Origin of the sequence: Stenotrophomonas hibiscicola ATCC 19867 (genome assembly GCF_000382065.1) — a bacterium.
Taxonomy (GTDB): Bacteria; Pseudomonadota; Gammaproteobacteria; order Xanthomonadales; family Xanthomonadaceae; genus Stenotrophomonas; species Stenotrophomonas hibiscicola.
In genome coordinates this window covers 35,819-61,050 of the sequence record NZ_KB907501.1, presented here as the reverse complement: position 1 = coordinate 61,050, position 25,232 = coordinate 35,819, and the positions used below count along the sequence as shown (strand labels likewise).

Genomic DNA, 25,232 nt, shown 5'->3' with positions numbered 1-25,232 from the left:
CGACGAAGGGCCGGAATCCGGGGATGGAAGCCGTAACTGAAACGCCGGGCATGGCCCGGCGTTTCCGGGCGGGGGCAATGCCGGCCAGCGGCCGGCACTACCGAACGCCGTTATTTGCGCTGGTCGGCGCTGGCGTCACGCACGGCGCGGAACGACTCGTCCCTGCTCCAGTTCGGCCAGCTGCGCGAATTGGCCAGCTGGTTGCCCAGCGTGTACAGCACTTCCAGGTCGCGGGCGGCACCGGCGAACACCCAGTCCGGCTGCCATTCGTCGCCCTGCTGGTGGTAGCGCTTGGCGGTGTAGTCTTCCGAGGCCTTCTTGCCCGCAGCCACGCCACCGTCCACCCAGTCCTGGCCGGCCGACCACGACAGTGCCGGCACGCCACGCTTGGCGAACGGGAAGTGATCGGAGCGGAAGAACAGGCCCGCTTCCGGCTTCGGGTCCGGCGTGTAGCGGATATCCCAGCCCTTGGCCACGTCCTTCAGCTGATCCAGCAGCTCGAAGCGCGCGGCGCCGTAGATGCCGAAATCGCGCGACGGACCGAACGGCGCCATGCCATCCATGTTGATCACCGCCACGGTCTTTTCCAGCGGGTACAGCGGATGGGTGGCGTAGTACTCCGAACCCAGCAGGCCCTTTTCCTCGGCGGTGACCGCCAGGAACAGCACCGAGCGCTCGGGGCGCTTGCCCTTGGCGAAGCCGCGTGCCAGTTCGATCAGCGAGGCGGTACCGCTGGCGTTGTCCAGCGCGCCGTTGAAGATGCGGTCGCCGCGTGCGTCAGGTTCGCCTACGCCGATGTGGTCCCAATGCGCGCTGTAGATGATGGTCTCATCCGCATGCGTGCTGCCTTCCAGGCGCGCGGCCACATTGTGCGAGGTGATCACTTCGGTCTTCACCGCGTACTTCGCGTCCAGGCTGGCGCCGGTCAGCGGCACCGGGGCGAAGTCGCGCTGCTGCGCCTTCTTCTTCAATGCTTCGAAATCCTGCCCGGCCGCGCGGAACAGCTCCACGGCCAGGTCGCGCTGGATCCAGCCTTCCAGCAGCGGGTGGCTGTCGGCCGGGTTGTCACGCACCACGTCGAACATGGTGTTGGTGTTGGAGCCGGCCACGGTGGCCCAGCCGTACGACGCCGGTGCGGTCTCGTGCACGATCAGCACGCCCAGCGCGCCCTGGCGGGCACCTTCTTCATACTTGTAGGTCCAACGGCCGTAGTAGGTCATGCCCTTGCCGTCGAAGTCGCCCTGGCCGGTCTCGAAGTCCGGGTCGTTGATCAGCACGACGGCGATCTTGCCCTTCAGGTCCACGCCCTTGAAGTCGTCCCAGTTGCGCTCCGGGGCCTTCACGCCGTACCCGAGGAACACCAGCGGGGCCTTGCTGATGTCGACGTTGCTGGCGCCGTTCATGGCGGCGCGCACGGCGATCTGCTTGCCCTGCTCCAGCGGCACGGTCTTGCCGCCCTGGTGCAACGCCAGCTGCGGTGCGCCGACGATGTCGCCCTTGCGCAGCGGCACGGCCTGGGTCCACAGGCGCTTGCCATCCTTGAGGTCACCGCCCGGCTGCAGGCCGGCATCGGCGAACTGCTTGCTGAGGAAGGCGATGGTCTTCTCTTCGCCGGCGGTGGCCGGGGAGCGGCCTTCGTAGGCGTCGGAGGCCAGTTCCTTGACGTCGGCGGAGATCCGCGCGCCGTCGAATTTCGGGGTGGCGGCCATCAGTGCGCTCGACACTGACAGGGCCAGCACGCCCAGTGCTACTCGCTTCATTGCTCTCTCCAGCAGGGAAATCTCTCTGGAGTGTAATGGGATTCGGCAGGGCTGCGCCCTGCACCTGCCGAAGCCAGGGCAGCAGCAACAGCTGGAGCAACAGCAACAGCAGAAGCAGGCATTCGGTGGGATGGCGGGGTGGGTCCGGTTGCGGGGGACGCCGTAAACCCCCAGACCGGCCCAGCCGCTGGCGGCTGTGCGTTCAGGCGCTTGCGAAGCAGTGCTTCGCAAGCAAAGCGCCCTCACCCCTGGGGGCTTGGCCGCGGCATCCATGCCGCGGACACCCCCGCAACCGGACCCACCCCGCCTTCGACACATTTCTGCTGCTGTTGGTGGGCGTCAACCTTGGTCGACACGCCGCTGTTGGTAGGTGTCGACCTTGGTCGACACGGACGGAAACAAGAAGGGGTCAGAGTCCTTTCCCTGCGGGAAAGGGCTCTGACCCCATCTGTGTGTTGCTTCAGCCTGTTACCAGTTCGGGTCTTCGGCGGGGACCGCCGCGGCCTTGGGCTTCGGCTTGGCCGCCGGGCGTGCGGCAGCTGCGGGAGCGGCCGAGGCGGTCGCGCCTGCGGCGGCCGTTGCCGGCTTGCTGCCCAGTATCTGGCGCAGTTCGATCTGGCCCGGGCGGAAGCCGCCGCGCATCGCGTCGACGCCGTCTTCGATGGTGCCGTAGGACGTCTGTGCAGCCACGCGATCGATGCGGATGGTGCAGCACGGGTGTTCGCTGCGGCCCAGCGAGCGGCCGGTCTGCGGGTCCTTCAGTTCTTCGCCAAGGCGCACGGCCTGCCAGCGCTGGCCAGCCTGCAGCGTTTCGCCGCCCTGACTCAGTACCACCTGGTCGCCGTCCACCGAGACCACCGACACCGGGAACAGCGTGGTGACGATGGTGGTGCCGATCTGGCCGGACAGCGACTCCATCATCGCCGCCGCCATGTTGCGACCGTTGACCACGCGCGGCAGGGTGCTGGGGCCGGTCGAGGCCAGCTGGTGGTCGAAGCTGTCGGACATCACCACCTGGCCGGTGGTGGCGTTGATCAGGCGCAGCGTGATGCGCCCGCCACCGGAGTACGAGGTCACCTGGCGGTCGGACATGCGCAGGTTGCGCACGCTGCGCGGGTACTCGAAACGCTCGATGGTCGGGATCAGGATCAGGTCGGTCGCCAGCTGCTGGCCCACGCGTGCGGTGTCCTGCAGGCGCACGTTGCCGCTGTTGATGTGGTCGATCTCGGCCTGCAGCTCGTCACCAAACTCGCGGTCCAGCACGATGAAGCGCTGGGTCTGGGTCAGCGTGTCGGACAGGCGTGCGCGGATCGCGTCGGCCACTTCGTCCGCGTCCACGCGGCCGTCGCCCACGGCGTAGCTGCCGGCCTTGGTGCGCGGCAGTGCAACCACGATCTTCGGCTTGCCCTGCTCGTCCGGTGCACGGTACTGGGCGATCTGTGCGCGCACGCGCACCTTCCAGTAGCTGCGCATGCTGCGATGGGTCACATCGGAATCGTAGGAGCTGGCGCCACGCTTGGCATCAACACTCACCTTCTCGTCGTAGCTTTGCTTGACACTGGCCGAGGCCGAACCGCCCTTGGCCGAGGCTTCGCCGGACGCACTGGCCGACGCCGAGCCCTTGAAGCTCCAGCCTTCGTCGCTGGCGCGCACACGGGCGATCGTCTCCTCGTCCAGCTGCCGCACTTCGTCCTGCGACAGGATTTCATAGCCCAGCACCGCGCCCTGCGAGCCGGCGATCATCTGCTGGGTGAACGCGTCGGCGCGGATATCGCCGACGTGTTCGTCATCCACATCCACATGCAGGCCTGCACGCAGGCTCTGCATCTGGCTGGCCACGCGTACGCCGTTGACCTGCGCCACCGCCGACTGCAATGCCGCCAGCACCGCCAGTTCCGGGGTGCTGCCGATGCCGTCGGCTTCGCGCGCGACCTGGGTGGTGCCGCCGAAATCCGGCGTGCCACGCAGGGGCGCTGCTTCCACGGGCGCATTGCTGGCCAGTGCACTGGTTGCCTTGTCCTTGGCGGGCGCGGCGGCCGGGGTGTCCTGCTTGCCACAGGCTGCAAGCAGCGTGGCAGCCAGGCCCAGGCCGATCAAACGGTAGGTCATACGCATGGAGATTCGCCTCGGATCAGAGCTTGTCGAGCATCGAATCGGCGTTGGACGGCACCTTCACCTTGCTCTTCCTGGCGAAGGTCACGGCCGACTTGGTCGAGCCGTACAGGCCCTGGATGAAGCCCGGCGATTCCTTGGCCACCCATGCACCTGCCGCCAGCTTGCGGCCGACGGTGGCCAGCTGGGTCGCGCCCAGGTTCTTCATGCCGGCGGTGAAGTTGCTGGCTTCGCCGCCCAGCTTCTGTGCTTCGGCCGCCGAGGACAGCAGCGAGACCAGGCCTTCGGCGTAGTGCTGCTTGGATTCAGCGTTCAGTTCCGGCTGTGCGGCCTGGCGCTCGTTGATCGCCGCCTGCGCCGCTTCGCTGACCGACACCGACTTCTTCATCGCATCGACGCTGACCGAACCCGACGACAGCGCCTGGCGCTCGGCTTCCAGCAGCTGCACCTGCTCGGCCAGGCCGAAGGCGCGGGCGAACGAGGTCTGGGCCTGCAGCGAGTGCGACTGCGAGGTAACGAAACGACGCACCAGCGCTTCCTGCGCGGCTTCGTCCGGAGCGGCGGCGCTGGAGGCGCTGCTGCTGGAGGTGCCGGTGGCGGCACCGGCCAGGTCCTTCAGCTTGCCCAGGCCAGCGTGGGCCGGCATCGACAGGGTGGCGGCAGCGATGGCCACGACAAGAGCGGTATTGCGGATCATATGAGTGTCCTTTGGGAGAGACGGCCGCGAAGCGGCACGTGGGAATCGGTAATCCAGGGTGATGCCGAGCGGGCTCGGCACCCACCGGGGTGGCGGATCAGCGGACCGCCTTGACGTTCAGTTCGTTGATCATCTGCTGGGCAGCCTTTTCAGCCGCCAGCTGCAGCGCATTGGTACGGGCGACGGTTTCGTTCGGACCGGTACCGGAGAACTGCACCGGGCCCACCGACGACACGGTGCGCGGGAAACGACCGGTCACGTCCAGCACCTTGCCGGTGACCGTGACGAACACGCGGGTGTTGCCGCTGGCCGGATCGCGGTCGCGCATGCCGACGTCGAGGGTGCCGACGGCGATGTACGGAATGTTGGCCGCACGAATGCCGTTGGCGGTATCACGCAGGGTGGCCGGAGCCAGGTCGTTGCCGGTGCTGAAGTCCTTGCGGATGCGCTCGATGCTGAGCAGGCCGCGCGACTCGCCTTCCACGTATTCGGCTTCGACCACTTCGTAGCCGGCGGCGCTGAAGGCACCGGTCATCGCGGTGTTCACTTCGGCCGCGTTGGCCACCTTCCAGCTGATGTTGTCGCTGCGCTGGGTGGTGCTGCCACCGCTGGTGACCGACATCGAACCGTTCTGGTTGATGCTGCCGTTGGTGCTGACCGAGTTGCCGCGGAAGCTGTCGCCCTCGCGGGTGTTCTCGTTGTAGCTGCTGCTGGCGTCGACGCGGCGGTATTCCTTGTCCTGGAACGACTGCACGGTGTCCTGCGAGCGCGCCATGAACAGGAAGGTCAGCAGCGAACGCTGGGCGGCGGTGGCACCGGCCACGGCCGAACCTGCATCCAGCTTGGTCTGCAGCAGGGTGGTGTTGATCTCGGCGCGGACGGTGACGGTGTAGGTCTTGGCCTTCTTGTCTTCGGTGTCCGACAGCTGCACGGCACTGAGCACGTAGCGGTCGATCTCGCCGATGAACTCGGCGCGGCGCGCTTCGAACAGGCGCAGCTTGGCCGCACCGGTTTCGGCGATGTACGCCTCCAGTGCATTGACCTTGGCCTTGTTCAGGGCCTGGGCACGGGTGTCGGCACTCAGGCGCAGGCCGTAGCTGGCCGAACCAGTACCGCGCGAACTGGCGGTCTGCGCAGCGACCGGCGAGGCCACCACCAGGGCGATGAGGATGAGCAGGATGGTACGCATCAACGACATGACTTGATCAACTCCTGGAGGGCTTGGGTCTGCTGCTGCAACGGGCGGCCGCCCGGCTTCTGTTCGTCCAGCCAGCCGCGCGAATCGGCGCGCTTGGCGGCGGCGCCGGCGAAGGCATCGAGGCCCGCCAGCAGGGTTTCGTAGCTGGCCGACCACTGGTCGACCTGCCACTGCGTGACCGGCACCACCTTGGTGGCCCCCTTGCGCAGCGGCTGTTCGAAATAGACCTTGCCGGAGAACGGCTCGGTCACCTTGGCGGTGAAGAACGCGCCGAACAGCATCGTCTTCATCGCCGGGGTTTCTTCGATCACGCCGTTCTTCAACGCATCCACCTGCAGGTTGATGACGTAGTCCGGCTCGGGAATCTTCAGCTGGTAGACCTTGCCGTCGGCAAAGCGCGCCGCCATCGCACCACCGATCGCCTGGCCCGAGGCCGGCGGCAGCAGGCCGACGCCGGTATTGGACGACAGCGTCTTGGACAGTTCGTGGGCCAGCGTGGCACGCAGCGGGGCGTCCCACTTCGGGTCGGGCAGCTTGGCGCGGACCGCGTCGGACAGGGTTACGCCACCGACCTGCAGGCGACGCACGGCGGCATCGGGCAGCTTGGCCTGGGCGAGGCTGGCGGCCAGCACCTGCGACAGGCTGGTATCGGCACTGCCGTACAGGAGATCGGCAACGATCGCGTCGATATCGTCGTTGTCCGGCCGGTAATCCTGCACATCGATGCGCTGCAGGGTCAGCGGATAGGACGCGATCACCTGGCGCTCGCGGAAGTCGAAGAACAGCGCCTGCAGCGCCACTTCCACCAGCACCTTGTACTGGTCACCGATCGGCTCGACCGAGACCAGTTCGCGGTCCAGTGCCGCGGCCAGCACGGTCGCGCTGGTCGTGCCGTCGAGCATCGCCACCGGCTGGTCAATCAGCTGCAGGTGGGCCGGGGCGCGGCGCTTGAGCGACTGTGCCAGCGCCTGGTTCAACGGAATCAGGCCGCGCTGTTCCAGCACCGCATGCGCATGCGGCGTGGTCGCCTGCACGGCGGCGGCATCAGCGGTGTAGGCAAAACCGGCCCAATAGGCCTGCTGTGATTTGTCTGCCGCCTGCACGGCCATCGGCCATACGGCCAGGCACAGGGCACAGGCAAGCAGGCGCGCAAAAGCGCGCGATGCGCTCTTCGTCCTTGAATACATCCAACCGCTCCTCGGTCAATACGCATGGAAAGTGGACGCTGACGCGTCCGCTGGGCGCGAAACATAACGGCTCGCGGGGCTGCCGACAAGTGCTGCCTTCGTCGGGGTCACTCCGCGGGAGGCAGACCAGCCCGTTGCCGCAGCAGGCCGCGCTCTGCCTGGTTCTGGCTGAGTCTGGCGGCTTCCGCAAAAGCGTGACGTGCGTCCAAGTCGCGTCCCAACGCCTGTAGTAGTTCCCCGTGCACCACCTGCAGCGGCGCGTACTCGCGCAGTCGCGCGTCCACCAGCAACGGCTGCAGCTGCGCCCAGGCCGCGAAGGCACCGTCGCTGCGCAGTATCGCCACCACGCGGTTCAATGCGACAACTGGCGAGGGCTGCACCTGCAACAGCTGCGTATAGAGCGTTGCGATGCGCGGCCAGTCGGTATCTTCGGGACGCCGCGCCGCCGCATGGCACGCTGCGATGCGCGCCTGCAGCACATAGGGATCGTCACCGCCACCGGCGGCCAGCGCGCGCGCCAGCACCTGCTGCCCGCGTTCAATCTGCAGCCAGTCCCAGCGCGCGCGGTTCTGTTGGTCCAGCAGCACCGGCACGCCCTGCGCATCGGTCCGTGCTGCGGCACGCGAGGCCTGCAGCTCCATCAGCGCCAGCAGGCCCAGCACCGGCGGCACCGGCAGCCGGTGCGCCAGAATGCGCGCGAGTCGCAGTGCCTCGTCGCACAGCGCCGGACGCATCCAGTCGTCACCGGCACTGGCCGCATAGCCTTCGTTGAAGACCAGGTAGATCGCCTCCAGCACCGATCCGAGCCGCTCAGGCATCGCGTCAGCACGCGGGACCTCGTAGGGCACCTGCTTCTGCGCCAGGGTGCGCTTGGCGCGAACGATGCGTTGGGCGATGGTTGGCTCCGGCTGCAGGAACGCACGTGCGATCTCGACGGTGGTCAGGCCACCGAGCAGGCGCAGGGTCAGTGCCACCCGCGCATCGGCCGGCAGCACCGGATGGCAGGTCACGAACATCAGCCGCAGCAGATCGTCACCCAGGTCATCCTCCAGCGCCTGGCTGTCATCCGGCGCTGGCAGGGGTGCCGGATGCAGTTCCTCACCCCATTGCGCATGCTGCTGCGCCACGCGCTGGTGCTGGCGCAGCACATCGATGGCGCGGTTGCGCGCGGTGGTCATCAGCCAGGCTCCGGGGTTGTCCGGGATGCCCTGTTCCGGCCAGCGCTCCAGCGCGGCCAGCCAGGTGTCCTGGGCCAGCTCCTCGGCACGGCCGACATCACCGCCGAGCAGCCGCGCCAGGCGCGCGATCAACACTGGCGACTCCATCCGCCAGAGGGCTTCCAGACGCTGCGTCAGTGCGGGATCGAGCATGCGCCGATCACAACACGCACGCCCGGCCCGCACAAGCGCCGCAGCTCACGCTTCAACAATCGGCTTGAAGCCGCCCCAGAACATGCGCTTGGTATCGAACGGCATGTCCTTCGGGCCCAGCGACGCCAGCCGCGGGTCGGCCATCACCCTGGCGTTGATGCGGTCGCGTGCCGCACGCGAGCGGAACACCACGAATGCGACGATCACCGTTTCACCGGGCCTGGCTTTCACCGCGCGCGGGAATGACGTGCTTTTGCCCGGTTCCACGTCGTCGGCCACGCACTCCATGTACTGCAGCGCGCCATGGTCCTTCCACACCGCGCCGGCCTTGCGGGCAAGGCGGCGGTAGGCCGCCACCTTGTCCTGCGGGCACGGCAGCACGTAAGCATCCACGTAAGCCATGAGGGTTCTCCCTTGCGGCGGCCGTCAGCCCGGCTCGCCGTCCATGTGTGCGATTTCCCAGAGATGGCCATCCAGGTCCTGGAAGCCACGCTGGTACATGAAGCCCAGGTCGCGCGCCGGCTGCGGCTCGCTGGCGCCGGCGGCCAGTGCCTTGTCCACCAGCACATCAACGGCCTCGCGACTGGGTGCCGAGAGCGCATTGATCACTTCCGTGTGGGTGCGCGCATCGGCAATCGGCTTGTTGGTGAACTGCTGGAAAAAAGGTTGGGTCAGCAGCATCACGTAGATGCTCTCGCTGATGACCATGCCAGCCGCATCGTCATTGGTATAGGTTGGATTGAAGCTGTAGCCCAGCGCGGTGAAGAACGCCTTGGACTTCTCCAGATCCTGCACGGGCAGGTTGACGAAGATCATCTGCGGTTGTGGTGCACTCATTGGTAACGCTCCTTGTGGATGAAGAGGAAAGAGGGAGGGATCAGGGCTGCTTCATGCAATTGACCATCCACGGCTTGCCGTAGCGATCAATCAGCATGCCCCAGCGGTGCGCCCAGAACGTTTCGGCGATCGGCATCTGCACCTGGCCACCTTCGGCCAGCGCAGCGAACACGCGTTCGGCTTCTTCGATGCTGTCGACGTCGACATTGATGGTGGTCGAGCCGCCCTCGCCACCGCCGGGGCCATCGGCCGCCATCACGATGGCGCTGCCGATTTCCAGCTGGCTGTGCGCGACGTGGTCGAGGGTTTCCGGCGGCATCTCGTTGCAGCCGGGCGAGCCATCGGAGGGCGGCATGTCGCGGTATTTCATTTCCGACGTGACCTGGCCACCGAGTGCCTTGGCGTAGAACGCCATCGCCTCATGGGCCTGGCCGCTGAAGCCGAGGAAGGGAATCAGTTTCATGGCAATACTCCGTTGTGCGGTTCAGGGCAGTAGTGCCGGGTCCTGCCCCGGCAGGGAGAGGAATCGGGTCAGCCTTCCAGCTGTGCACGCAGACGCTGTTCCTGCTGCTGTAATTCGGGGGTGAAGGCTTCACCAAAGTCTTCTGCGGAGATCAGGGGACGCAGTTCCAGCGTGCCGCCCTCGCCGAACGGCGCACGGCTGGCCCATTCAACGGCCTCGTCCAGCGACCGCACCTCCCACAACCAGAAGCCGGCGATCTGTTCGCTGGCAGGACCGAATGGACCGGCCTCGACCTTGGGTACCCCGCCGCCGAAATGAATGCGACGGCCGCGCTGGGTGGCGTGCAGGCCTTCACCGGCCAGCATGATGCCGGCGGCCACCAGTTGTTCGTTGAAGGCGCCCATTTCGGACAGTTCCTGTTCGCTGGGCATGCGGCCGGCTTCGGAGTCGGCGTTGGCCTTCACGATCACCATCACTTTCATTGCGGTCTCCCGTGGGGACGCGTGGTGCGTGCCCTTCACTGGGTACAACGAACCAGGGGGCTGGGAATCGACACGTCTGTTGGAAATTTTTTTCTTGCGCGGAAAGCGCGCCTTCGGCGAGGGTCGGCGAACGGCGGAGCCCCTCCGTGGTGGGTTGGGTTGGTCGCTGAAAGCTGGGTTCATGGGCTTGGCCGGGTGGGTAGACGGGTCGGGGGACGCCGTAAACCCGTCCCTGGGGGCTTGACTGCGGCTTGCTCGTGTGCGCTGTCCTGCGCACACGGCAAGACCGGGGTTGGGCATCGTGCCCAACCCGCCCGAGGCTTGCCTCGGGCCCATGCCGCGGACACCCCCGCCCCGCCTACCCACCCGGCCTTTGACAGTTTCCTGTCACCGTCGCACACCACGGGAAGATCAAGAGAAAAGGCAGAAGCAAAGGCAACAGCAACGGCGGTTGGCTGGCGGCCTCGGCTTTGCGAGCGAAGCGACCCGCTTTTGCTCTTGCTTGTGATTTCCCGTGGTGGATCGGCAACCGGAATCTGTCTGGGGCCGGGCGGGTGGGGTTGGCGGGGTATCCGCGCCATGGATGGCGCGGCTAAGCCTCCAGGGATGGATTCACGGCGTCCCCGCCAATCCCACCCGCCCGGCCCACCGCAGGAAGCCAGCTTTCAGCGACCAACCCAACCCACCACGGAGGGGCTCCGCCGTTCGCCGATCCCCGCCGAAGGCGCGCCTCCCGCGCTGCAACATGCCCACGCGCAGACCTGCGCCATCATGGGCACCCCGCCCCCGCCAGGACCGCGCCATGCAGCAGTACCTGCTTCTGATCTACATCGAGCCTGCCCTGCTGCAGGCCCTGCCCATCGAAGAATTCAACGCGCTGATGCGCGACTGCCTGGCCCATGCCGACAAGCTGCAGGCCGAAGGCACGCTGCTGGCCGCGCAGAAGCTGCAGCCGGTCGACACCGCGCAGACCCTGCGCGTGCGTGATGGCCACAGCCGCGTACTGGATGGCCCGTTCGCCGAAACCCGTGAACTGCTGGCCGGCTTCAACCTGATCGTCGCCCGCGACCGCGACGAAGCCATGCGCATCGCCCGCGACTTCCCTTGGGCACGCTTCGGCAGCATCGAAGTGCGGCCGCTGGAAGACATGGACGCCGAGCGCGAACGCTGCGGCGCCCCGGCTGCCGCTATGGCAGCAGCCGTACCCTGACCTCGCGCAGGCCGATGCCGTCGTTGCCGCTGTAGTCGCGCACGCTGGCGCGTACGATGTACTCACCCGGCGGCAGCGCCGATGGCTGCCAACGCCCGGTTTCCATCAGGCCGTCACGCACGGTGTTGGTGGCCAGATAACGGAAACGGGTCACCGCGCTGCCATGCACGGTGATCCCACTGTCGGGGGCGTAGGCCACGCGCACCGCTTCCTTCTGCGGCGGCATGCGGTTGAACACGATGTTCCAGCGCGGCTGCTCGTAACCCTGCAGCGGCTGCCCAGCCGCATCGAGGATCTGGTAGCCCACCTGGTACATGCCCAGGCGTCGACGCGGCAGGTTGTTGTCAACCTGGTCCCAGGCCTCGATCACGATCTGCACGCCACGCCCCTGCCGCGCCACCATCACCACGCCGTCGCTGCCGGCGGCCATGGGCTGGTCGGTGTCGTCCAGCAGCGCCACATCGGTGATGCGCGGTGCGAAGTGGTCGGCGTAGTTCTGGAAGCCCAGCGCCACGGCATTGGTCTCGAAGCCACCAGTACCCACGGCCAGGTGCACATGCGCCTGGTTGTTGATGCTGCCCAGGCGATCGCCGACGTGGATGCGCATGCCGCGCCGCACGCGCATCCGCTCCAGCTTGCCCTGCTCGTCGTACAGCGCCTGCCAGCGCGCATCGAACGGTTCATTGCGTGGGGTGCGGCCCACCCGCATGTGGATGTACTTGAGGCGATCCACGGCCAGGCCCTCGGCCTGCTCGCCCAGGCTCCAGGCCGCCATCGGGCTGCTGATCTTGCCATCGGCGATCGCCAGCACGGTCTGGCCCACATCACCGCGCACGTCGAAGCCACCGTGCAGGTGATGGCGACTCTCGCCCTTGAAGTTGCCGCGCACTTCACCCAGTGTGCCGACTACTTCGTGCCAGCCATCCTGCGGCGCCAACGGCCAGCGCCCGCCGGTATCGGGCAGGGCGGCATCGGCGGCCGGCCCGACCAGTGCCGGCGCGGGCAGGTCGCCTACCGGCAGTGGGCGCAGGCGATGCAGACGGTAGCTGGCGGCGTCGGCCACCAGCACGCTGCCATCGGCATCCATCGCCAATCCGCTGGGGCGGGCCAGGCGCGGCAGACGACCATTGCCGACCAGCGCGATCTGGTGGCCCTGCGGCGTCACCTGCACGATGCGGCCATCAAGATCACCCACGTACAGCACGCCGTCGTGGGTGGTGGCCAGCGACAGCGGCCCATTGATCACGCCACCGGCGGCGACCACGGTGCTGACCGTGCCATCAGCGCCTATGCGGCGTACCGCGTTGTTGAACAGATCGGCCACCAGCAGCGCGCCCTGCGCATCGAAGGCCAGTGCCACCGGCGTATCGAAGCGCGCCGCAGCGCCCACGCCATCGGCCATTCCCGGGCGCTCACCGCCGGCAAGGGTGCGCACGTTGCCATCAGTACCGATCACCCGGATGCGGTCGTTGTAGGTATCGGCCACGTAGACCTGGCCCTGCGCGTCCACCGCGATGCCCATCGGCGCATCAAAGCGCGCCTGCGCGGCCGGCCCATCGGCATAGCCCTGTTCACCACCCGCCAGCGTGGTCACCTGCCCATCGGTGCCGATCCGGCGGATCGCATGGTTGCCGGTGTCGGCCACATACAGGTTGCCCTGCGCGTCGGCGGCAATGCCCGAAGGCGTGTTGAAACTGGCCTGCAGTGCCGGGCCATCAACGCGCCCCTCGCCCTGCCCGGCCACCGTTTCGACGCGGCCATCGGGCAGGCGGCGACGGATCCGGTTGTTATCACCGGCATCAGTGAAATAGACACTGCCATCGGCACTGCGCAGCAACGCATAGGGATCGGCGAAGCGTGCCTGCGCGGACGCGCCGTCGCGGTCACCGGGGTGGCCATCGCCGGCCAGCGGCTCGATCTGTGCGGTCCACGCCAGTGGCGTTGGAGCCGGGCCCGCCGGTTCAGCCAACGTGTGCAGCGGTGTCTCCCACCAGGTCGCGGCCAGTGCCACTGCCGTTGCCAACGCCACACCTGCCGCCATCCATTGCCACCGTGCCATCGCGCTGCGCTGCCTGCCTGCTGCCTGAAGAGGCACCGACAATAGACGCTGGGCACCGCATGCGCCAAGGCCAATCGTACTGCCGGATACCAGAGTTCCATGCACCACGCTTGTTCTCACCAGCCCCAGCAGGTTCAATGCGGTTCCCACGGATGGAGATCCTCCATGCCCCGCATCCTCCCCCTTGCTGCCCTGCTGGCCGCCGCATTGGCCAGCACATCCGCCACCGCTTCGATCACGGTGGCGCCGCAGAAGCCGTCAATCACCGCCGATGTGATGCACATGGCCTATGCCACGCGCTGGGATGAGGCCATCCAGCAGTCACGCAGTGGCAACACGCTGGGCGCGCTGATCGCGATGGAACGGCTGATGGAAGATCCGATGCTGGATGACTTCGATGCCGAACATCGCGGCCGCGCCGCGCAGGTGGCCGGCTGGACCGCGATGGTGCAGAAGAAGCCCGACCAGGCCCGCCGCTACCTGCAGCGCGCTCAGGAAGCACTGCCGGACGATGCGCAGATCCTGCTGACCCTGGTCTCGGTGGAACTGTCCGAGAACCAACCAGCGCCCGCCACGAAGCACCTGGTGCAGGCACTGAAGCATGCCGACGCGCCGTTGCCGGTGGACCACCACGCGATCAACTACCTGCAGTTCCGCCTGCGGGACCAGCCCCAGCAGCGCATGGAACTGCTGCAGGCGCTGTTTGACAACGGCTGGAAGAGCGGCGGCCTGGAACCCACCGGACTGTGGCTGGCACTGGCAACACTGCAGGCCGACAATGGCCGGGGCGACGACATCCCGGCCACGTTGGCGCGCATCACCGGCCCCGCCGAGATCATCCGCCTGCGCAGTGACAAGCGGTTTGATCGCTATGTCGACCGCGACGATGCCCGCTTCGACCCAGTGCAGGCTGCACAGAAGCACCTCGACGAACTGCGGGTTTCCGGCCTGCTCGACCGGGCGCTGGACGCACGCATGGCCGAGTTCAGCAGCACGCTGCTGATGCTGGACCGCAACGAGGAAGTGCTTGCGCTGACCGATGGCATGGCCGGTGTGGCGGCCGAAGGTGAGTCGCCCTCGGCGACGGAAGCCGAATGGGTGGCGTGGCTGCTCAACAGCCGGCTTATGGCGCTGCGCCGGTTGGGCCGTAACGATGATGCGCTGGCCACAGCCAGGCTGGCCGCACGCATCGGTGCGCTGGGCCCGGATGGTGCCGAGCACCAGTTCAACGTCGGCTTCTTGCTCAGTTCGCTGGGCCGCATGCAGGACGCTGCTGTCGCGGTGAATGACATGCCGGGCCTGGCCGGTTACGGCAAGGCGGCCCAGGCACTGCTGCAGTTCGTTGCCGCCCGTGAACGTGGCGATGCCAAGACCGAACAGGCCGCGCGCGCAGCCATCCTGGCCCAGGGCGATGACGCGCGCCTGTTCCAGCGCGAGATGCTGCTGGAGGAAGGCAACCTGGACGGTGCCGCCGCCGTGCTGATCGAACAGCTGCGCTCGCCGGTCGAGCGTGGTGAAACCCTGGCCAGCCTGCAGGACATGCGCACCTATCCGTCCTTGCCGGGCGATGTGCGCATCGATGCCGCGTGGCGTGCACTCAAGCAGCGTGCCGACGTGCAGGCCGAGGTGGCACGCGTCGGCCGCATCGAGCGCTACGACCTGGTCAGCACCTCCACCTCGCGCTGAGGAGCTTTTGTGTAGAGCCGAGCCCATGCTCGGCTGCAATTGGCGCAGCCGAGCATGGGCTCGGCGCTACACCGCGCGTACAGCGCCACTGGCCTAGCGCGCCGGCACCTCGGTGCGGATGCCCATCGCTTCGCGGTAGCGCGCGTACAGCGCCATCACCTTGTCCACATAGGCCAGGGTTTCGGCGTAGGGCGGCACGCCCTTGTAGCGGGTGACTGCACCGATGCCCGCGTTGTAGGCAGCCGCCGCCAACGGGCGATCGCCGTTGTAACGGCGCAGCAGCGCGCGCATGTAGCGCGCGCCGCCCTCGATCGACTGCTGCGGCGAAAACGGATCGCGCACGCCATATTCCTGTGCGGTCTCCGGCATCAACTGCATCACGCCCTGTGCGCCCTTGCTGGACACCGCCAGCGGATCGAAATTGCTTTCGGCATGGGCGATTGCGCGCAGCCAGGCATCGTCGACGCCCGTGGCCTTGGCCGCGGCCTTGAACTGCCTGGCGTGCTGCGCCAGCTGCGGCTTGCCCACCTTGCCCAGGCCTTCGTGGGCAGGCTCGCCCGGCGGCGTGGCCACGGTGAACTTCAGGAATACCCGCGAGCCGGGCAGGTTGCGGGTGGAGTAGACAAGCACGCCATCCTGCTCGCGCTCGTACAGTACGCCGCTGAACACGCCCATGTTGCCCCACAGGTTCGGGGTCTGGATGGCGTTGTCGTCGATTTCCTTCGGGCTACAGCGCGAACCCGGTTCCGGCGCGGTGGCCAGGCTGACGGTGTTGCCCTGCACACAGCGGTAGACGGTGCGTGCGGCGGCCAGCCCGGGCCACAGGCTGGGCAGCAGCAACAGCACAAGCAGGAGAGGGCGACGGGACATGGCGGCCGGATCATCCGGCCGCGCCCGCGAATGTTGGGTGAATGGGGGTCGGCAGGGCTGCGCCCCGCACCTGCGCCGGCGCCCGCAGCGGTAGAGTCGACTGTCAGTCGACTATCGCGCGCAGCGCGGGGTTTTCCGGAAGCCCATGGAAGAGCAGTCGACTAACAGTCGACTCTACCGATTTCCGACGTTCTCGATTTCCGGCGTTGCCGAAACCCCGCATTCCCGGTCATTTCACCGTTCTGAGACGCACCCGGTACCCCGCGCCCAGCAGCACGAACCACACCGGGCTGGCGATCAGCGCCTGGCGGGTGTCAGCCTGCAGGCTCAGCAGCACCAGCACTGCGGCGAAGAACACCAGGCAGGCCCAGCACATGGCGACGCCGCCGGGCATCTTGAAGATCGACGCAGCGTGGCGTTCCGGGTAGCGGCGGCGATAGGCCATGTAGGCCACCAGGATCAGCGACCACACGAAGATGAACAGCACCGTCGCCAGCGTGGTCACCAGGGTGAAAGCAGTCACCAGGTTCGGAATCAGGTAGATCAGCAGCGTGCCACCCAGCAGGCACAGGCACGAGAACAACAGGCCACGGGCCGGCACGGCGGCGCGTGACAGTTTCGACAACCCGCGCGGGGCGTGGCCCTCTTCGGCCAGGCCGTACAGCATGCGGCTGGTGGAGAAGATGCCGCTGTTGGCCGAGGACGTGGCAGAGGTCAGCACCACGAAGTTGATCAGGCTGGCCGCGGCCGGAATACCGGCCAGCACGAACAACTGCACGAACGGGCTCTTGTCCGGCACCACCTGGCGCCACGGGGTGACGGCCATGATCGCGATCAGCGCCAGTACGTAGAAGATGATGATGCGCACCGGAATCGAATTGATCGCCTTGGGCAGGTTGCGCTCGGGGTCGGCGGTTTCGGCGGCGGTGGTGCCGACCAGCTCGATGCCGACGAAGGCGAACACCGCAATCTGGAAACCGGCGAAGAAGCCGACCAGGCCCATCGGGAACATGCCGCCGTCATTCCACAGGTTCGACAGCGCCGCGGTGTGGCCACTGGGCGAGGTGAAGCCCCAGGCCACCAGCCCGGCGCCGGTGATGATCAGCGCGCAGATCGCCACGATCTTGATCAGCGCGAACCAGAATTCCATCTCGCCAAACAGCTTCACCGTCACCAGGTTCAACGACAGCAGCAGCATCACGCACGCCAGCGCCGGCTTCCAGGCTTCAAGCCCGGGGAACCAGAACTGCGCATAGGCGGCAATGGCGATCACATCGGCGATGGCGGTCACGATCCAGCAGAACCAGTATGTCCATCCACAGAAGAACCCGGCCCATGGGCCGAGCAGATCCGTGGAGAAATCGATGAAGGACTTGTACTGCAGATTCGACAGCAGCAGCTCGCCCATCGCACGCATCACGAAGAACAGCATCGCGCCGATGATCAGGTAGACGAAGACGATGGAGGGTCCGGCCAGGCTGATGGTCTTGCCCGAGCCCATGAACAGGCCGGTGCCGATGGCACCGCCGATGGCGATCAGTTGCAGGTGGCGGTTGGAAAGGCTGCGGCGCAGGTGCTCGGGGGGCGTTGCGGGCTCGGTCATGGGCGCGGGCAAGAGGGCGGCGAAGCGTTCGACGGTAGTCCTCCAGCGCCCGGAGCGCCAGCATCATACGGGTCAATCACGTCAAATTTGGCCGCTTTCATCACAATGTGACCGAATACCGGATTGATCCCATTCCGCCCGGCCCTGCGCCATGCTCAGATAGCCGTTCCTGCCCAAGGATCGGCCCGCCCATGTGCCCTGCCCTGCCCACCCCGCTGGAGCCCCGGCCATGAGCCGGCTGCGCGTGATCATCGGTGGCACGGCGCTGGCGATTCTGGCCGCAGCCGTGCCGATCGCGGTGATGGCCTATGCCACCTGGGACCGGGCCGTCAGTGTCGAGCAGCAGCGCCTGCGCGATATCGCCGGTCGTACCCTGCGCCGTGCCGACCAGTCCTACCGGGAAGCACTGGCGGCGCTGCAGTCGGCCGAGGCCGGCGCCCAGGACGCCTGCGGGCCGGACCATATCCGGCGCATGCAGACGCTGGTGATGACCTCGCCGTCGGTTGACCAGATGGGCTACTTCGAGGGTGGCAAGCTGCGCTGCACGTCGTGGGGGCCGTTTCTGTCCGACGTGAACCAGCCCAGGGCCGACCACGTCACCAGTGATGGCGCCGGCATTGCCGTGGATGTGCGCCCCGAGGCAAGCGGACGGCGCCAGGTGCTGTCGATCCTGTATGGCAACTACGACGTCCTGGTCGATCCGCGCCGGTTTGTCGATGTCATCGCCGACCCGAACGTGCGCCTTGCCCTGGCCAGCCCGGATGGCCGCCTCCTGGCCAGGCAGAGCGGCATGGATCCCGCGTTGCTGGAGACCCTGCTGCGTGCGCCCGAGGAAGGCCTGGACCACAACACCCTGTACGCCACCGCCCGCAATGAAGAGTGGCTGGCGATCGCAACCACGCCGCGTACCGCGCTGGCTGCAACCTTCCGCCAGCAGGCGTGGCTGTTCGTGCCGATCGGTGTTCTGCTGGCCGCTGCCGGTGCCGGCCTGGTGGTGTGGCTGTCGCGTCGCCGCCTGTCCCTGCGCGGCGAACTGGCCACGGCGATCCGCCGCCGCGAGCTGTACCTGCACTACCAGCCGATCATCGAGCTGGATACCGGCATCTGCGTCGGCGCCGAGGCCTTGGTGCGCTGGCAGCGCCCGGATGGCACGCAGGTACGGCCGGACCTGTTCATTCCGCTGGCCGAAGAGGCCGGCATGATCGGCGCGATCACCGATCTGGTGATCGAGAACGTCGTGCGCGACATGCGCGATCTGTTGGTCGCCGACCGCAGCGCACACATCGCGATCAACCTGGCCGCCGAAGACATCAGCAGCGGCCGTGCGCTGAAGATGATCTCCAAGCACATGACCGGCAGCGGCATCCTGCCGCAGCAGATCTGGATGGAAGCCACCGAGCGCGGCTTCCTCGATCTGGACCGCGCCCGCACGATGCTGGCGCAGGCACGTCGCGCCGGCCACAGCGTGGCCATCGATGATTTCGGAGTCGGCTTCTCCAGCCTGCAGTACCTGGAGCAGCTGCCGCTGGACGCGCTGAAGATCGACAAGTCGTTCATCGATGCGATCGACACCGAGAGCGCGACGAGCCCGGTGACGCCGCACATCATCGACATGGCCAAGGAGCTGGGCCTGTGGGTGGTGGCCGAGGGCGTGGAGACCGAGGCGCAGTTGGCATATCTGCATGCGCGCAAGGTCGAGTTCGCGCAGGGCTGGCTGTTCTCGCGGCCGCTGCCACGGGACGAGTTCGTGGTGTTCCACCACAAGCGGCAGCAGCGCTATGGCGCGGCGCGGGAGCACATGCAGAATCCGCGCAGCGTGCCGATCGAGCGTGAGGGCGTGGAGTAGGGCGGCGAACGGCAAAGCCCCTCGTGGTGGGTCGCGTACTGCTATCCCAGGGCTGGCCGGGACGGTCGGGTTCGCGGGGGACGCCGTAAACCCGTCCATGGGGGCTTGGCCGCGGCTTGCTCGTGTGCGCTGTCCTGCGCATACGGCAAGACCGGGGTTGGGCGTCCTGCCCAACCCGCCCGAGGCATGCCTCGGGCCCATGCCGCGGACACCCCCGCGAACCCGACCGCCCCGGCCTCTGACAGGTTCCTGCAGCGTCCCACCACGGAATCAACGGGAAAAGGCAAAAGCAAACGCGGGGCGCTGCGCTCGGTAGATCCACGCCGCGTGGATGGCGGGGACCACGGTAGTGCCGGCCGCTGGCCGGCACCGCGCCATCACTGACTCGCCGCCTACGCCCAGGCCTTCGGCCGTGCCAACAGCCACGCCACGCTCACCGCCAGCAGCAGCAACGGCAGCCATCCCAACTGGTTCGGGCCGCCCGCCTGCAGCAGCAAACCCCCTGCAACGCCACCGGCAGCAATGGCCAGGTTCCAGCCGGTCACCAGCATCGACTGCGCCAGATCCGCGGCGGCACCGGCACGCCGCGCCAATGCGGTCTGGAACAACGTAGGTACCGCGCCAAAGGCAACGCCCCACAGGATCGTCGCCAGCAGCAGCGCGATCGCGTCGCCCGGCCACAACAGCAGGGTCAGCACCGGCACGATGAAGCCGATCACCGCGGCCCACACCAGCGTGCGCAGATGACGGTCCACACCCCAGCCGGCAATGACGATGCCGGCGATGGCGGCCAGGCCGAAGGCCAGCAGCAGGCGGTCCAGCCACGGGCCGGCACCGGCCTCCACCGCCAGCGGTTCGATGTAGGTGTAGAGCACGTTGTGCGCCAGCACGTACAGCACCATCACCGCCAACGCACTGCGCACGCCCGGCATGCGCCACACCGTAGCCAACGACGTACGCTGACCGGCCGCCGCCGCCGGCAACGCGGGCAATGCCCAGCGCGCGTAGGCCAGCAGCACGACTGCCAGCACGCTCATCAGCGCGAATGCCCAGCGCCAGCCGATCTGCTGGCCCAGCAACGTGCCGGCCGGTACGCCCAGCGACAGTGCCAGCGGCGATCCGACCATCGCCACCGCAATCGCCCGGCCCTGCAGCGAGGGCACCACCATGCGCGCGGCGTAGCCGGCCACCAGCGACCACAGCAGGCCACCACACACGCCGGCCAGGAAGCGCGCGGCCAGGATCAGCGGGTAGCTGCTGCTCAATGCGGTCAGCGTATTGACCACCACGAAGCCGGCAATCGCGGCGAGCAGCAAGGGACGTCGCGGCAGGCGCTGGGTCAGTGCGGTCATCGGCAGTGCGGCCATCACCGAGCCGAGCGCGTACACGCTGACCAGCTGGCCAACCGCCGCGTCGCTCACACCGAGGCTTTCGCCCATCGGCCGCAGGACGCCGGCCGGCAGGGTCTCGGTCAGCAGAGTGATGAAGCCGCCACCGGCCAGCGCCAGCAGTCCCGCCCACGGCAGGCGCGTGGCTTCACCGGCCGGGCCAGCCGCATCGATGGCATGGCCGCTCATCGCGCGGTCTCCAGATCAGCATAGACCGCATCGCGCAGCTCATCGACGAAGGCACCGTCCATGCCTTCGTACAGGGTGTTGGTCAGCGCCACCACGCTGAGCCCACGCGCAGGATCGACAAACCAGCTGTGCCCGTAGGCGCCGCCCCAACGCCATGTACCTACGTTCTGCGGCGTACCGCTGGCGGCCGCATCGCGCAGCACCGCAAAGCCAAGGCCAAAACCCCAGCCGGCCGGTTCCGGCGGCCCCTGTTCGCCCACCTGCGGGCTGGCCATCTCCGCTGCCAGTGCGGGCGGCAACAGGCCTGAACGCTGCACATCACGCAAGGCCTCCAGCACCGCCATCACTTCATCGGCGCTACCGACCAGGCCGGCCCCGGCCGAGGGGAAACGGCTGGCATCGGTGGCGCGCGCGAGGCTGTACTCGATACCGACGGTACCCTCGAACGGAACGACCACCTCGCCTTCGCGCAGGCGGTGCGGCTGCGGTGTGTCGGTGACGTAGGGCGTGGCAAGCCGAGCCGCATCGTGGGTGGCGAAGGCGGTATCGCGCAGGCCCAGGGGTGCGGCCAGCAAGCGCTCGAACAGTGCCTGCAGGGATTCACCGGTCGCTGCTTCAGCCACGGCACCGGCAACGTCCACGCCCAGCGAGTACAGCCACTGGCTGCCCGGCGCGAACAGCAGGGGTGCCTGCGCGATGCGGCGCACGTTGTCGGCCAGAGAGAGCGGGTTCGCGTCCATGCCATCGCTGACGCCAGCGCGTGCGTAGGGACCCTTCGCATCGGCTTCGAGAAAGCGATAGCCCAGCCCGCTGCTGTGGCTGAGCAGCTGGCGCAGGCTGATCGCTGGCGTGCTGCCATCAGCCAGCGCCGGGCGGAAGTCCCGCAGCCAGCGCTGCACCGGTGCATCCAGGTCGAGCACGCCCTCGGCCACCAGGCCCAGGATCACCGTGCTCAGCAGCGGCTTGCTCACCGAGGCCAGCCGGAACAGCTGGTCGCGCTGCATCGGCGTGGCCGACTCGCGATCCGCCAGGCCCGTGGCGCTGGCATGGCGCAGCGCGCCGTGCTCGCGCACCAGCACCACCGCACCGACCAGGCGCTGCGGGTGGACCTGCTGCAGCAGCCGCTGCACCGAAGGAAGTGTCGGCGCAGGTTCGAAGGAAGGAGCGGCATTCATCGCGGTGATCCGTGGGGAGAGGCCGCCACGTTAGGCAGCGGGCGTCCGCGCAAAAAGCCGGTTGCCGCTCCGGGCATCATGGACCGTGTAGTCCGCAATCGGCATGATGGCCGGAACCGCAAGGCCGCAACGGTCTCCACGCCACCCCGCACCACAGTGTTGCGATGGCGGAGCCGCCCGCTACAGCCGCGCCGGCCTACCCTGCCGCTTTCATTGCCCGCACGCCCATGTCAGTCCTGGACAACCTCGCCAACCTGCAGACCTTCGTGCATGCCGCCGACACCCGCAGCTTTGTCGAGACCGGGCGCCTGCAGGGCATATCCGCCTCGGCAGCGGGCAAGTGCGTGGCGCGGCTGGAGCACGCACTGGGCGTGCGCCTGTTCCACCGCAGCACGCGCAGCATCACGCTCACCGCCGAGGGTCAGCTGTTCCTGGCGCGTTGCCGGCGCATCCTCGACGAGCGCGATGCCGCCCGCACCGAACTGGCACAGCCGCACGCCTCGCCCCGTGGCACCCTGCGCATCAGCCTGCCGCTGGTGGGCGACCTCACCCTGCCGTTGATGGCCGAATTCATGGCCGCGTATCCGGATATCCGCCTGGACCTGGACTTCAGTGACCGCCTGGTTGATGTCATCGAGGAGGGCTTCGATGCGGTGCTGCGCGTCGGCGAACCCAGCGACTCGCGGATGAACGCACGCCGGCTGGGGGTATTCCCGCGGCGTGTCGTTGCCTCGCCGGGCTACCTGCAGCGCTGCGGCGTTCCGCGCACGCCGGCAGGCTTGATGCAGCACACGCTGCTGCACTATCGCTTCCCCACCACCGGCAAGCTGGAACCGTGGCCGATCCACTGGCCCGACGATGAAACGCCGCAGGAGCTTCCGGTGCACATGGTGGCCAACACCATCGAAGCGCGGGTAGCGCTCGCACTGCGCGATATCGGCCTGGCCTTCGTGCCGGTGCACTCGGTGCGCGATGCCCTGGCCGACGGCCGCCTGGTCACGGTGCTGGACGAACACGTGCATTCCTGCGGCACCTTCCATCTGCTGTGGCCGTCGGGCCGACACGTACTGCCGAAGCTGCGGGTGTTCATCGACTTCGTCGGCGCCCGCCTGGGTACCGTGCCGTAGATCCACGCCATGCGTGGATGCGTCTCGCGGCGAAAGGAAGCCGAGCATCGGCTCGGCTCTACAGAACCGCCCGATCATCGGTAGCGCCGGGCCATGCCCGGCGGCCGCGCACCCGACCATTCAGCCACTGCCGCTATACTGGCCGCTCATTCCTCCAAGAGGCTCGCGACCAATGCGCCATTGATGCCGCCGTCTTCCCACTAGACGGCCTGACTCTTCCCGCCCCTGCGCGCAGGGGAGAACCCGGCATCCATGGAGGTCGCATGACCCCGCATTCCCTCACGCTCGATCGCGTGTCGTATCGATTGGCCGACGGCCGCCCGCTGTTTTCCGATCTGACGTTTTCCTTCGAACCGGTCGCCACCGGCCTCGTCGGTGCCAATGGCGCCGGCAAGAGCGTGCTCGCACGCCTGCTGGCCGGCCGGCTGCTGCCCGACAACGGCCAGGTTCGCGGCAGTGGCCGCGTGTTCCTGTTGCCGACGCCCGGCTATCCACCCGCCGGCACGGTCGGTGAACTGGCCGGTGTCGGCGCGGAACTGGCCGCACTGCAACGCATCGAAGCCGGCAGCGTGGACGAGGCCGACTTCGCCCGCGTCGGCGACCGCTGGGATCTGCGCGAACGCCTGCAGCAGCAATGGCGTACGCTGCAGCTACCCGACGATCTCGATCCGGCCCGGCCGGCCGCGCGCCTCAGTGGTGGCCAGGCCATGCAGGTGGCGCTGTCCGGTGCCTGGGCCAGCGGTGCCGACTGGCTGATCCTGGACGAACCCAGCAACCACCTCGACGCACGCCATCGCCAACAGTTGTATGAACAGTTGCAGCAGTGGCGCGGCGGCCTGCTGGCGATCAGCCATGATCGCGAACTGCTGGCGCACATGCAGCAGATCGTCGAGCTCGACGCGCGCGGGCTGCATCGCTATGGCGGACCGTGGCAGCACTACGCCGACGCGCGCGCCTCCGAACGTGAAGCCGCCGCCGCCCAGCTTGACCATGCACGTGCACAGCACCGGCAGCAGCAACGCAGCGCGCGCGAACAACACGAACGCCAGCAGCAGCGCCAGGCACGTGGCAACCGTGATGCGAAGCAGGCCAACCAGGCCCCGATCCTGCTCGGCCGGCAGAAGCAGCGCGCCGAGGCCAGCCACGGCCGCGCACAGCAGGTGCAGGCCGAGCGCCTGCAGGCCAGCGCAGAGCAGCTGCGCGCAGCTGCATCCGCGGTGCATGCGGCGCCGGAACTGGCGCTGTTTGCCGGTGCGGGCGAGCGTGGCAGCGCGCGTCTGCTGGAGGCCGAGGCGCTGGTGCTGCCACATGGCTGCAGCGCCCCGCTGCAGCTGGAGATCCGCCGGGGGCAGCGCATCGCCGTGGTCGGTGACAACGGCAGCGGCAAATCGACCCTGCTGCGTGTGTTGGCCGGCCAGCTGCCTGCATGCAGTGGCACCGTGCAACGGCATGCACCACTGGCCCTGCTCGACCAGCAGTTGCTGGGGCTGTCCGGCGCGCGCAGCATCCTTGACACCGTGCAGGCCGCCAACCCGCGCGCGGACCCAGGCGAGCTGCGCACGCGGCTGGCCCTGCTCGGGCTGGATGCACAGCGCATCCAGCGGGCGGCCCACAGCCTCAGTGATGGCGAGCGGGTGAAGGGTGCGCTGGCCAGCGTGCTGTATGCCGATCCCGCGCCCCAACTGTTGCTGCTGGACGAACCCGGTAATGCGCTGGATCTGAGCGCATTGCAGGCGCTGGAGGAACTGCTTGCGGCGTGGCCGGGCGCGCTGGGGATGGTCAGCCACGACCGGCACCTGCTGCAGGCATTGCGACCGACACAGGTACTGCGAGTCACCTCCGACGCTTGGCAATGGCGCGACGCCTTGTAGATCCACGCCATGCGTGGATGGAATGATCCGCCAGCCGAGCGTGGGCTCGGCTCTACAAGGCGAGCAAAGACCGGTTGAACCGCCATCCACGCATGGCGTGGA

20 protein-coding genes are annotated in these 25,232 nt (G+C 67.8%); 5 read left to right on the top strand and 15 right to left on the bottom strand.

What is annotated here, in order from left to right:
- Nucleotides 1-110: 110 nt before the first annotated feature.
- The 10 genes from G370_RS0112510 to G370_RS0112465 form a co-directional block, all read right to left on the bottom strand.
- Nucleotides 111-1,760: a M28 family metallopeptidase gene (locus G370_RS0112510; protein ID WP_019660901.1), complete on the bottom strand. Its 1,650-nt coding sequence runs from the start codon at nucleotides 1,758-1,760 to the stop codon at nucleotides 111-113.
- A 468-nt stretch (nucleotides 1,761-2,228) separates the two neighbouring features.
- A complete protein-coding gene (locus tag G370_RS0112505; protein ID WP_019660900.1) occupies nucleotides 2,229-3,875 on the bottom strand; it encodes a CsgG/HfaB family protein in 1,647 nt (548 codons plus the stop codon).
- A 16-nt stretch (nucleotides 3,876-3,891) separates the two neighbouring features.
- Nucleotides 3,892-4,569 carry a hypothetical protein gene (locus G370_RS0112500; RefSeq protein ID WP_019660899.1) on the bottom strand — a complete coding sequence of 226 codons (678 nt, stop codon included), beginning with the start codon at nucleotides 4,567-4,569 and terminating at the stop codon, nucleotides 3,892-3,894.
- Between the two features lie 97 nt (nucleotides 4,570-4,666).
- Complete coding sequence (locus tag G370_RS0112495) at nucleotides 4,667-5,767, bottom strand: hypothetical protein (protein ID WP_019660898.1); 1,101 nt, start codon at nucleotides 5,765-5,767, stop codon at nucleotides 4,667-4,669.
- Nucleotides 5,758-6,954 carry a hypothetical protein gene (locus G370_RS0112490; RefSeq protein WP_019660897.1) on the bottom strand — a complete coding sequence of 399 codons (1,197 nt, stop codon included), beginning with the start codon at nucleotides 6,952-6,954 and terminating at the stop codon, nucleotides 5,758-5,760. The genes G370_RS0112495 and G370_RS0112490 overlap by 10 nt, the downstream gene beginning before the upstream one ends.
- A 107-nt stretch (nucleotides 6,955-7,061) precedes the next feature.
- Nucleotides 7,062-8,324: an RNA polymerase sigma factor gene (locus G370_RS0112485; protein ID WP_019660896.1), complete on the bottom strand. Its 1,263-nt coding sequence runs from the start codon at nucleotides 8,322-8,324 to the stop codon at nucleotides 7,062-7,064.
- 45 nt (nucleotides 8,325-8,369) lie between these two features.
- Nucleotides 8,370-8,726, bottom strand: coding sequence for a DUF1428 domain-containing protein (locus tag G370_RS0112480; RefSeq protein WP_019660895.1), 357 nt, complete (start codon nucleotides 8,724-8,726; stop codon nucleotides 8,370-8,372).
- 24 nt (nucleotides 8,727-8,750) lie between these two features.
- Nucleotides 8,751-9,161, bottom strand: coding sequence for a VOC family protein (locus G370_RS0112475; RefSeq protein WP_010484146.1), 411 nt, complete (start codon nucleotides 9,159-9,161; stop codon nucleotides 8,751-8,753).
- Nucleotides 9,162-9,201: 40 nt separating this feature from the next.
- Nucleotides 9,202-9,624 (bottom strand): VOC family protein, encoded by a 423-nt coding sequence (locus G370_RS0112470; RefSeq protein WP_005407887.1) that lies wholly within the window; start codon nucleotides 9,622-9,624, stop codon nucleotides 9,202-9,204.
- Between the two features lie 68 nt (nucleotides 9,625-9,692).
- Complete coding sequence (locus G370_RS0112465) at nucleotides 9,693-10,106, bottom strand: YciI family protein (protein ID WP_019660894.1); 414 nt, start codon at nucleotides 10,104-10,106, stop codon at nucleotides 9,693-9,695.
- 802 nt (nucleotides 10,107-10,908) lie between these two features.
- Between G370_RS0112465 and G370_RS0112460 the strand changes: the two genes are divergently transcribed.
- Nucleotides 10,909-11,316 (top strand): YciI family protein, encoded by a 408-nt coding sequence (locus G370_RS0112460; RefSeq protein ID WP_010484148.1) that lies wholly within the window; start codon nucleotides 10,909-10,911, stop codon nucleotides 11,314-11,316.
- On the opposite strand, the gene G370_RS0112455 is transcribed toward G370_RS0112460, so the two are convergent.
- Nucleotides 11,294-13,375 carry an NHL repeat-containing protein gene (locus G370_RS0112455; RefSeq protein ID WP_019660893.1) on the bottom strand — a complete coding sequence of 694 codons (2,082 nt, stop codon included), beginning with the start codon at nucleotides 13,373-13,375 and terminating at the stop codon, nucleotides 11,294-11,296. The genes G370_RS0112460 and G370_RS0112455 overlap by 23 nt on opposite strands.
- Before the next feature lie 165 nt (nucleotides 13,376-13,540).
- On the opposite strand from G370_RS0112455, the gene G370_RS0112450 reads away from it, so the two are divergent.
- Nucleotides 13,541-15,061: a tetratricopeptide repeat protein gene (locus G370_RS0112450; RefSeq protein ID WP_019660892.1), complete on the top strand. Its 1,521-nt coding sequence runs from the start codon at nucleotides 13,541-13,543 to the stop codon at nucleotides 15,059-15,061.
- Between the two features lie 93 nt (nucleotides 15,062-15,154).
- Here G370_RS0112450 and G370_RS0112445 read toward each other — a convergent pair whose 3' ends face one another.
- Both G370_RS0112445 and cycA read right to left on the bottom strand, forming a co-directional pair.
- Nucleotides 15,155-15,931, bottom strand: a complete 777-nt coding sequence (locus tag G370_RS0112445; protein WP_019660891.1) for a lytic transglycosylase domain-containing protein — start codon at nucleotides 15,929-15,931, stop codon at nucleotides 15,155-15,157.
- A gap of 229 nt (nucleotides 15,932-16,160) precedes the next feature.
- Nucleotides 16,161-17,534 (bottom strand): D-serine/D-alanine/glycine transporter, encoded by a 1,374-nt coding sequence (cycA, locus tag G370_RS0112440; RefSeq protein WP_019660890.1) that lies wholly within the window; start codon nucleotides 17,532-17,534, stop codon nucleotides 16,161-16,163.
- A gap of 229 nt (nucleotides 17,535-17,763) precedes the next feature.
- Here cycA and G370_RS0112435 point away from each other — a divergent pair, with 229 nt between their 5' ends.
- A complete protein-coding gene (locus G370_RS0112435) occupies nucleotides 17,764-19,380 on the top strand; it encodes an EAL domain-containing protein (RefSeq protein WP_019660889.1) in 1,617 nt (538 codons plus the stop codon).
- Nucleotides 19,381-19,772: 392 nt separating this feature from the next.
- Here G370_RS0112435 and G370_RS0112430 read toward each other — a convergent pair whose 3' ends face one another.
- Both G370_RS0112430 and G370_RS0112425 read right to left on the bottom strand, forming a co-directional pair.
- Nucleotides 19,773-20,957, bottom strand: coding sequence for an MFS transporter (locus tag G370_RS0112430; protein ID WP_019660888.1), 1,185 nt, complete (start codon nucleotides 20,955-20,957; stop codon nucleotides 19,773-19,775).
- Nucleotides 20,954-22,132, bottom strand: coding sequence for a serine hydrolase domain-containing protein (locus tag G370_RS0112425; protein WP_019660887.1), 1,179 nt, complete (start codon nucleotides 22,130-22,132; stop codon nucleotides 20,954-20,956). The genes G370_RS0112430 and G370_RS0112425 overlap by 4 nt, the downstream gene beginning before the upstream one ends.
- Before the next feature lie 227 nt (nucleotides 22,133-22,359).
- On the opposite strand from G370_RS0112425, the gene G370_RS0112420 reads away from it, so the two are divergent.
- Together G370_RS0112420 and G370_RS0112415 are read left to right on the top strand one after the other, a co-directional pair.
- Nucleotides 22,360-23,259, top strand: coding sequence for a LysR family transcriptional regulator (locus G370_RS0112420; protein ID WP_010484156.1), 900 nt, complete (start codon nucleotides 22,360-22,362; stop codon nucleotides 23,257-23,259).
- A gap of 263 nt (nucleotides 23,260-23,522) precedes the next feature.
- Complete coding sequence (locus G370_RS0112415) at nucleotides 23,523-25,130, top strand: ATP-binding cassette domain-containing protein (RefSeq protein ID WP_019660886.1); 1,608 nt, start codon at nucleotides 23,523-23,525, stop codon at nucleotides 25,128-25,130.
- Nucleotides 25,131-25,232: the final 102 nt, after the last annotated feature.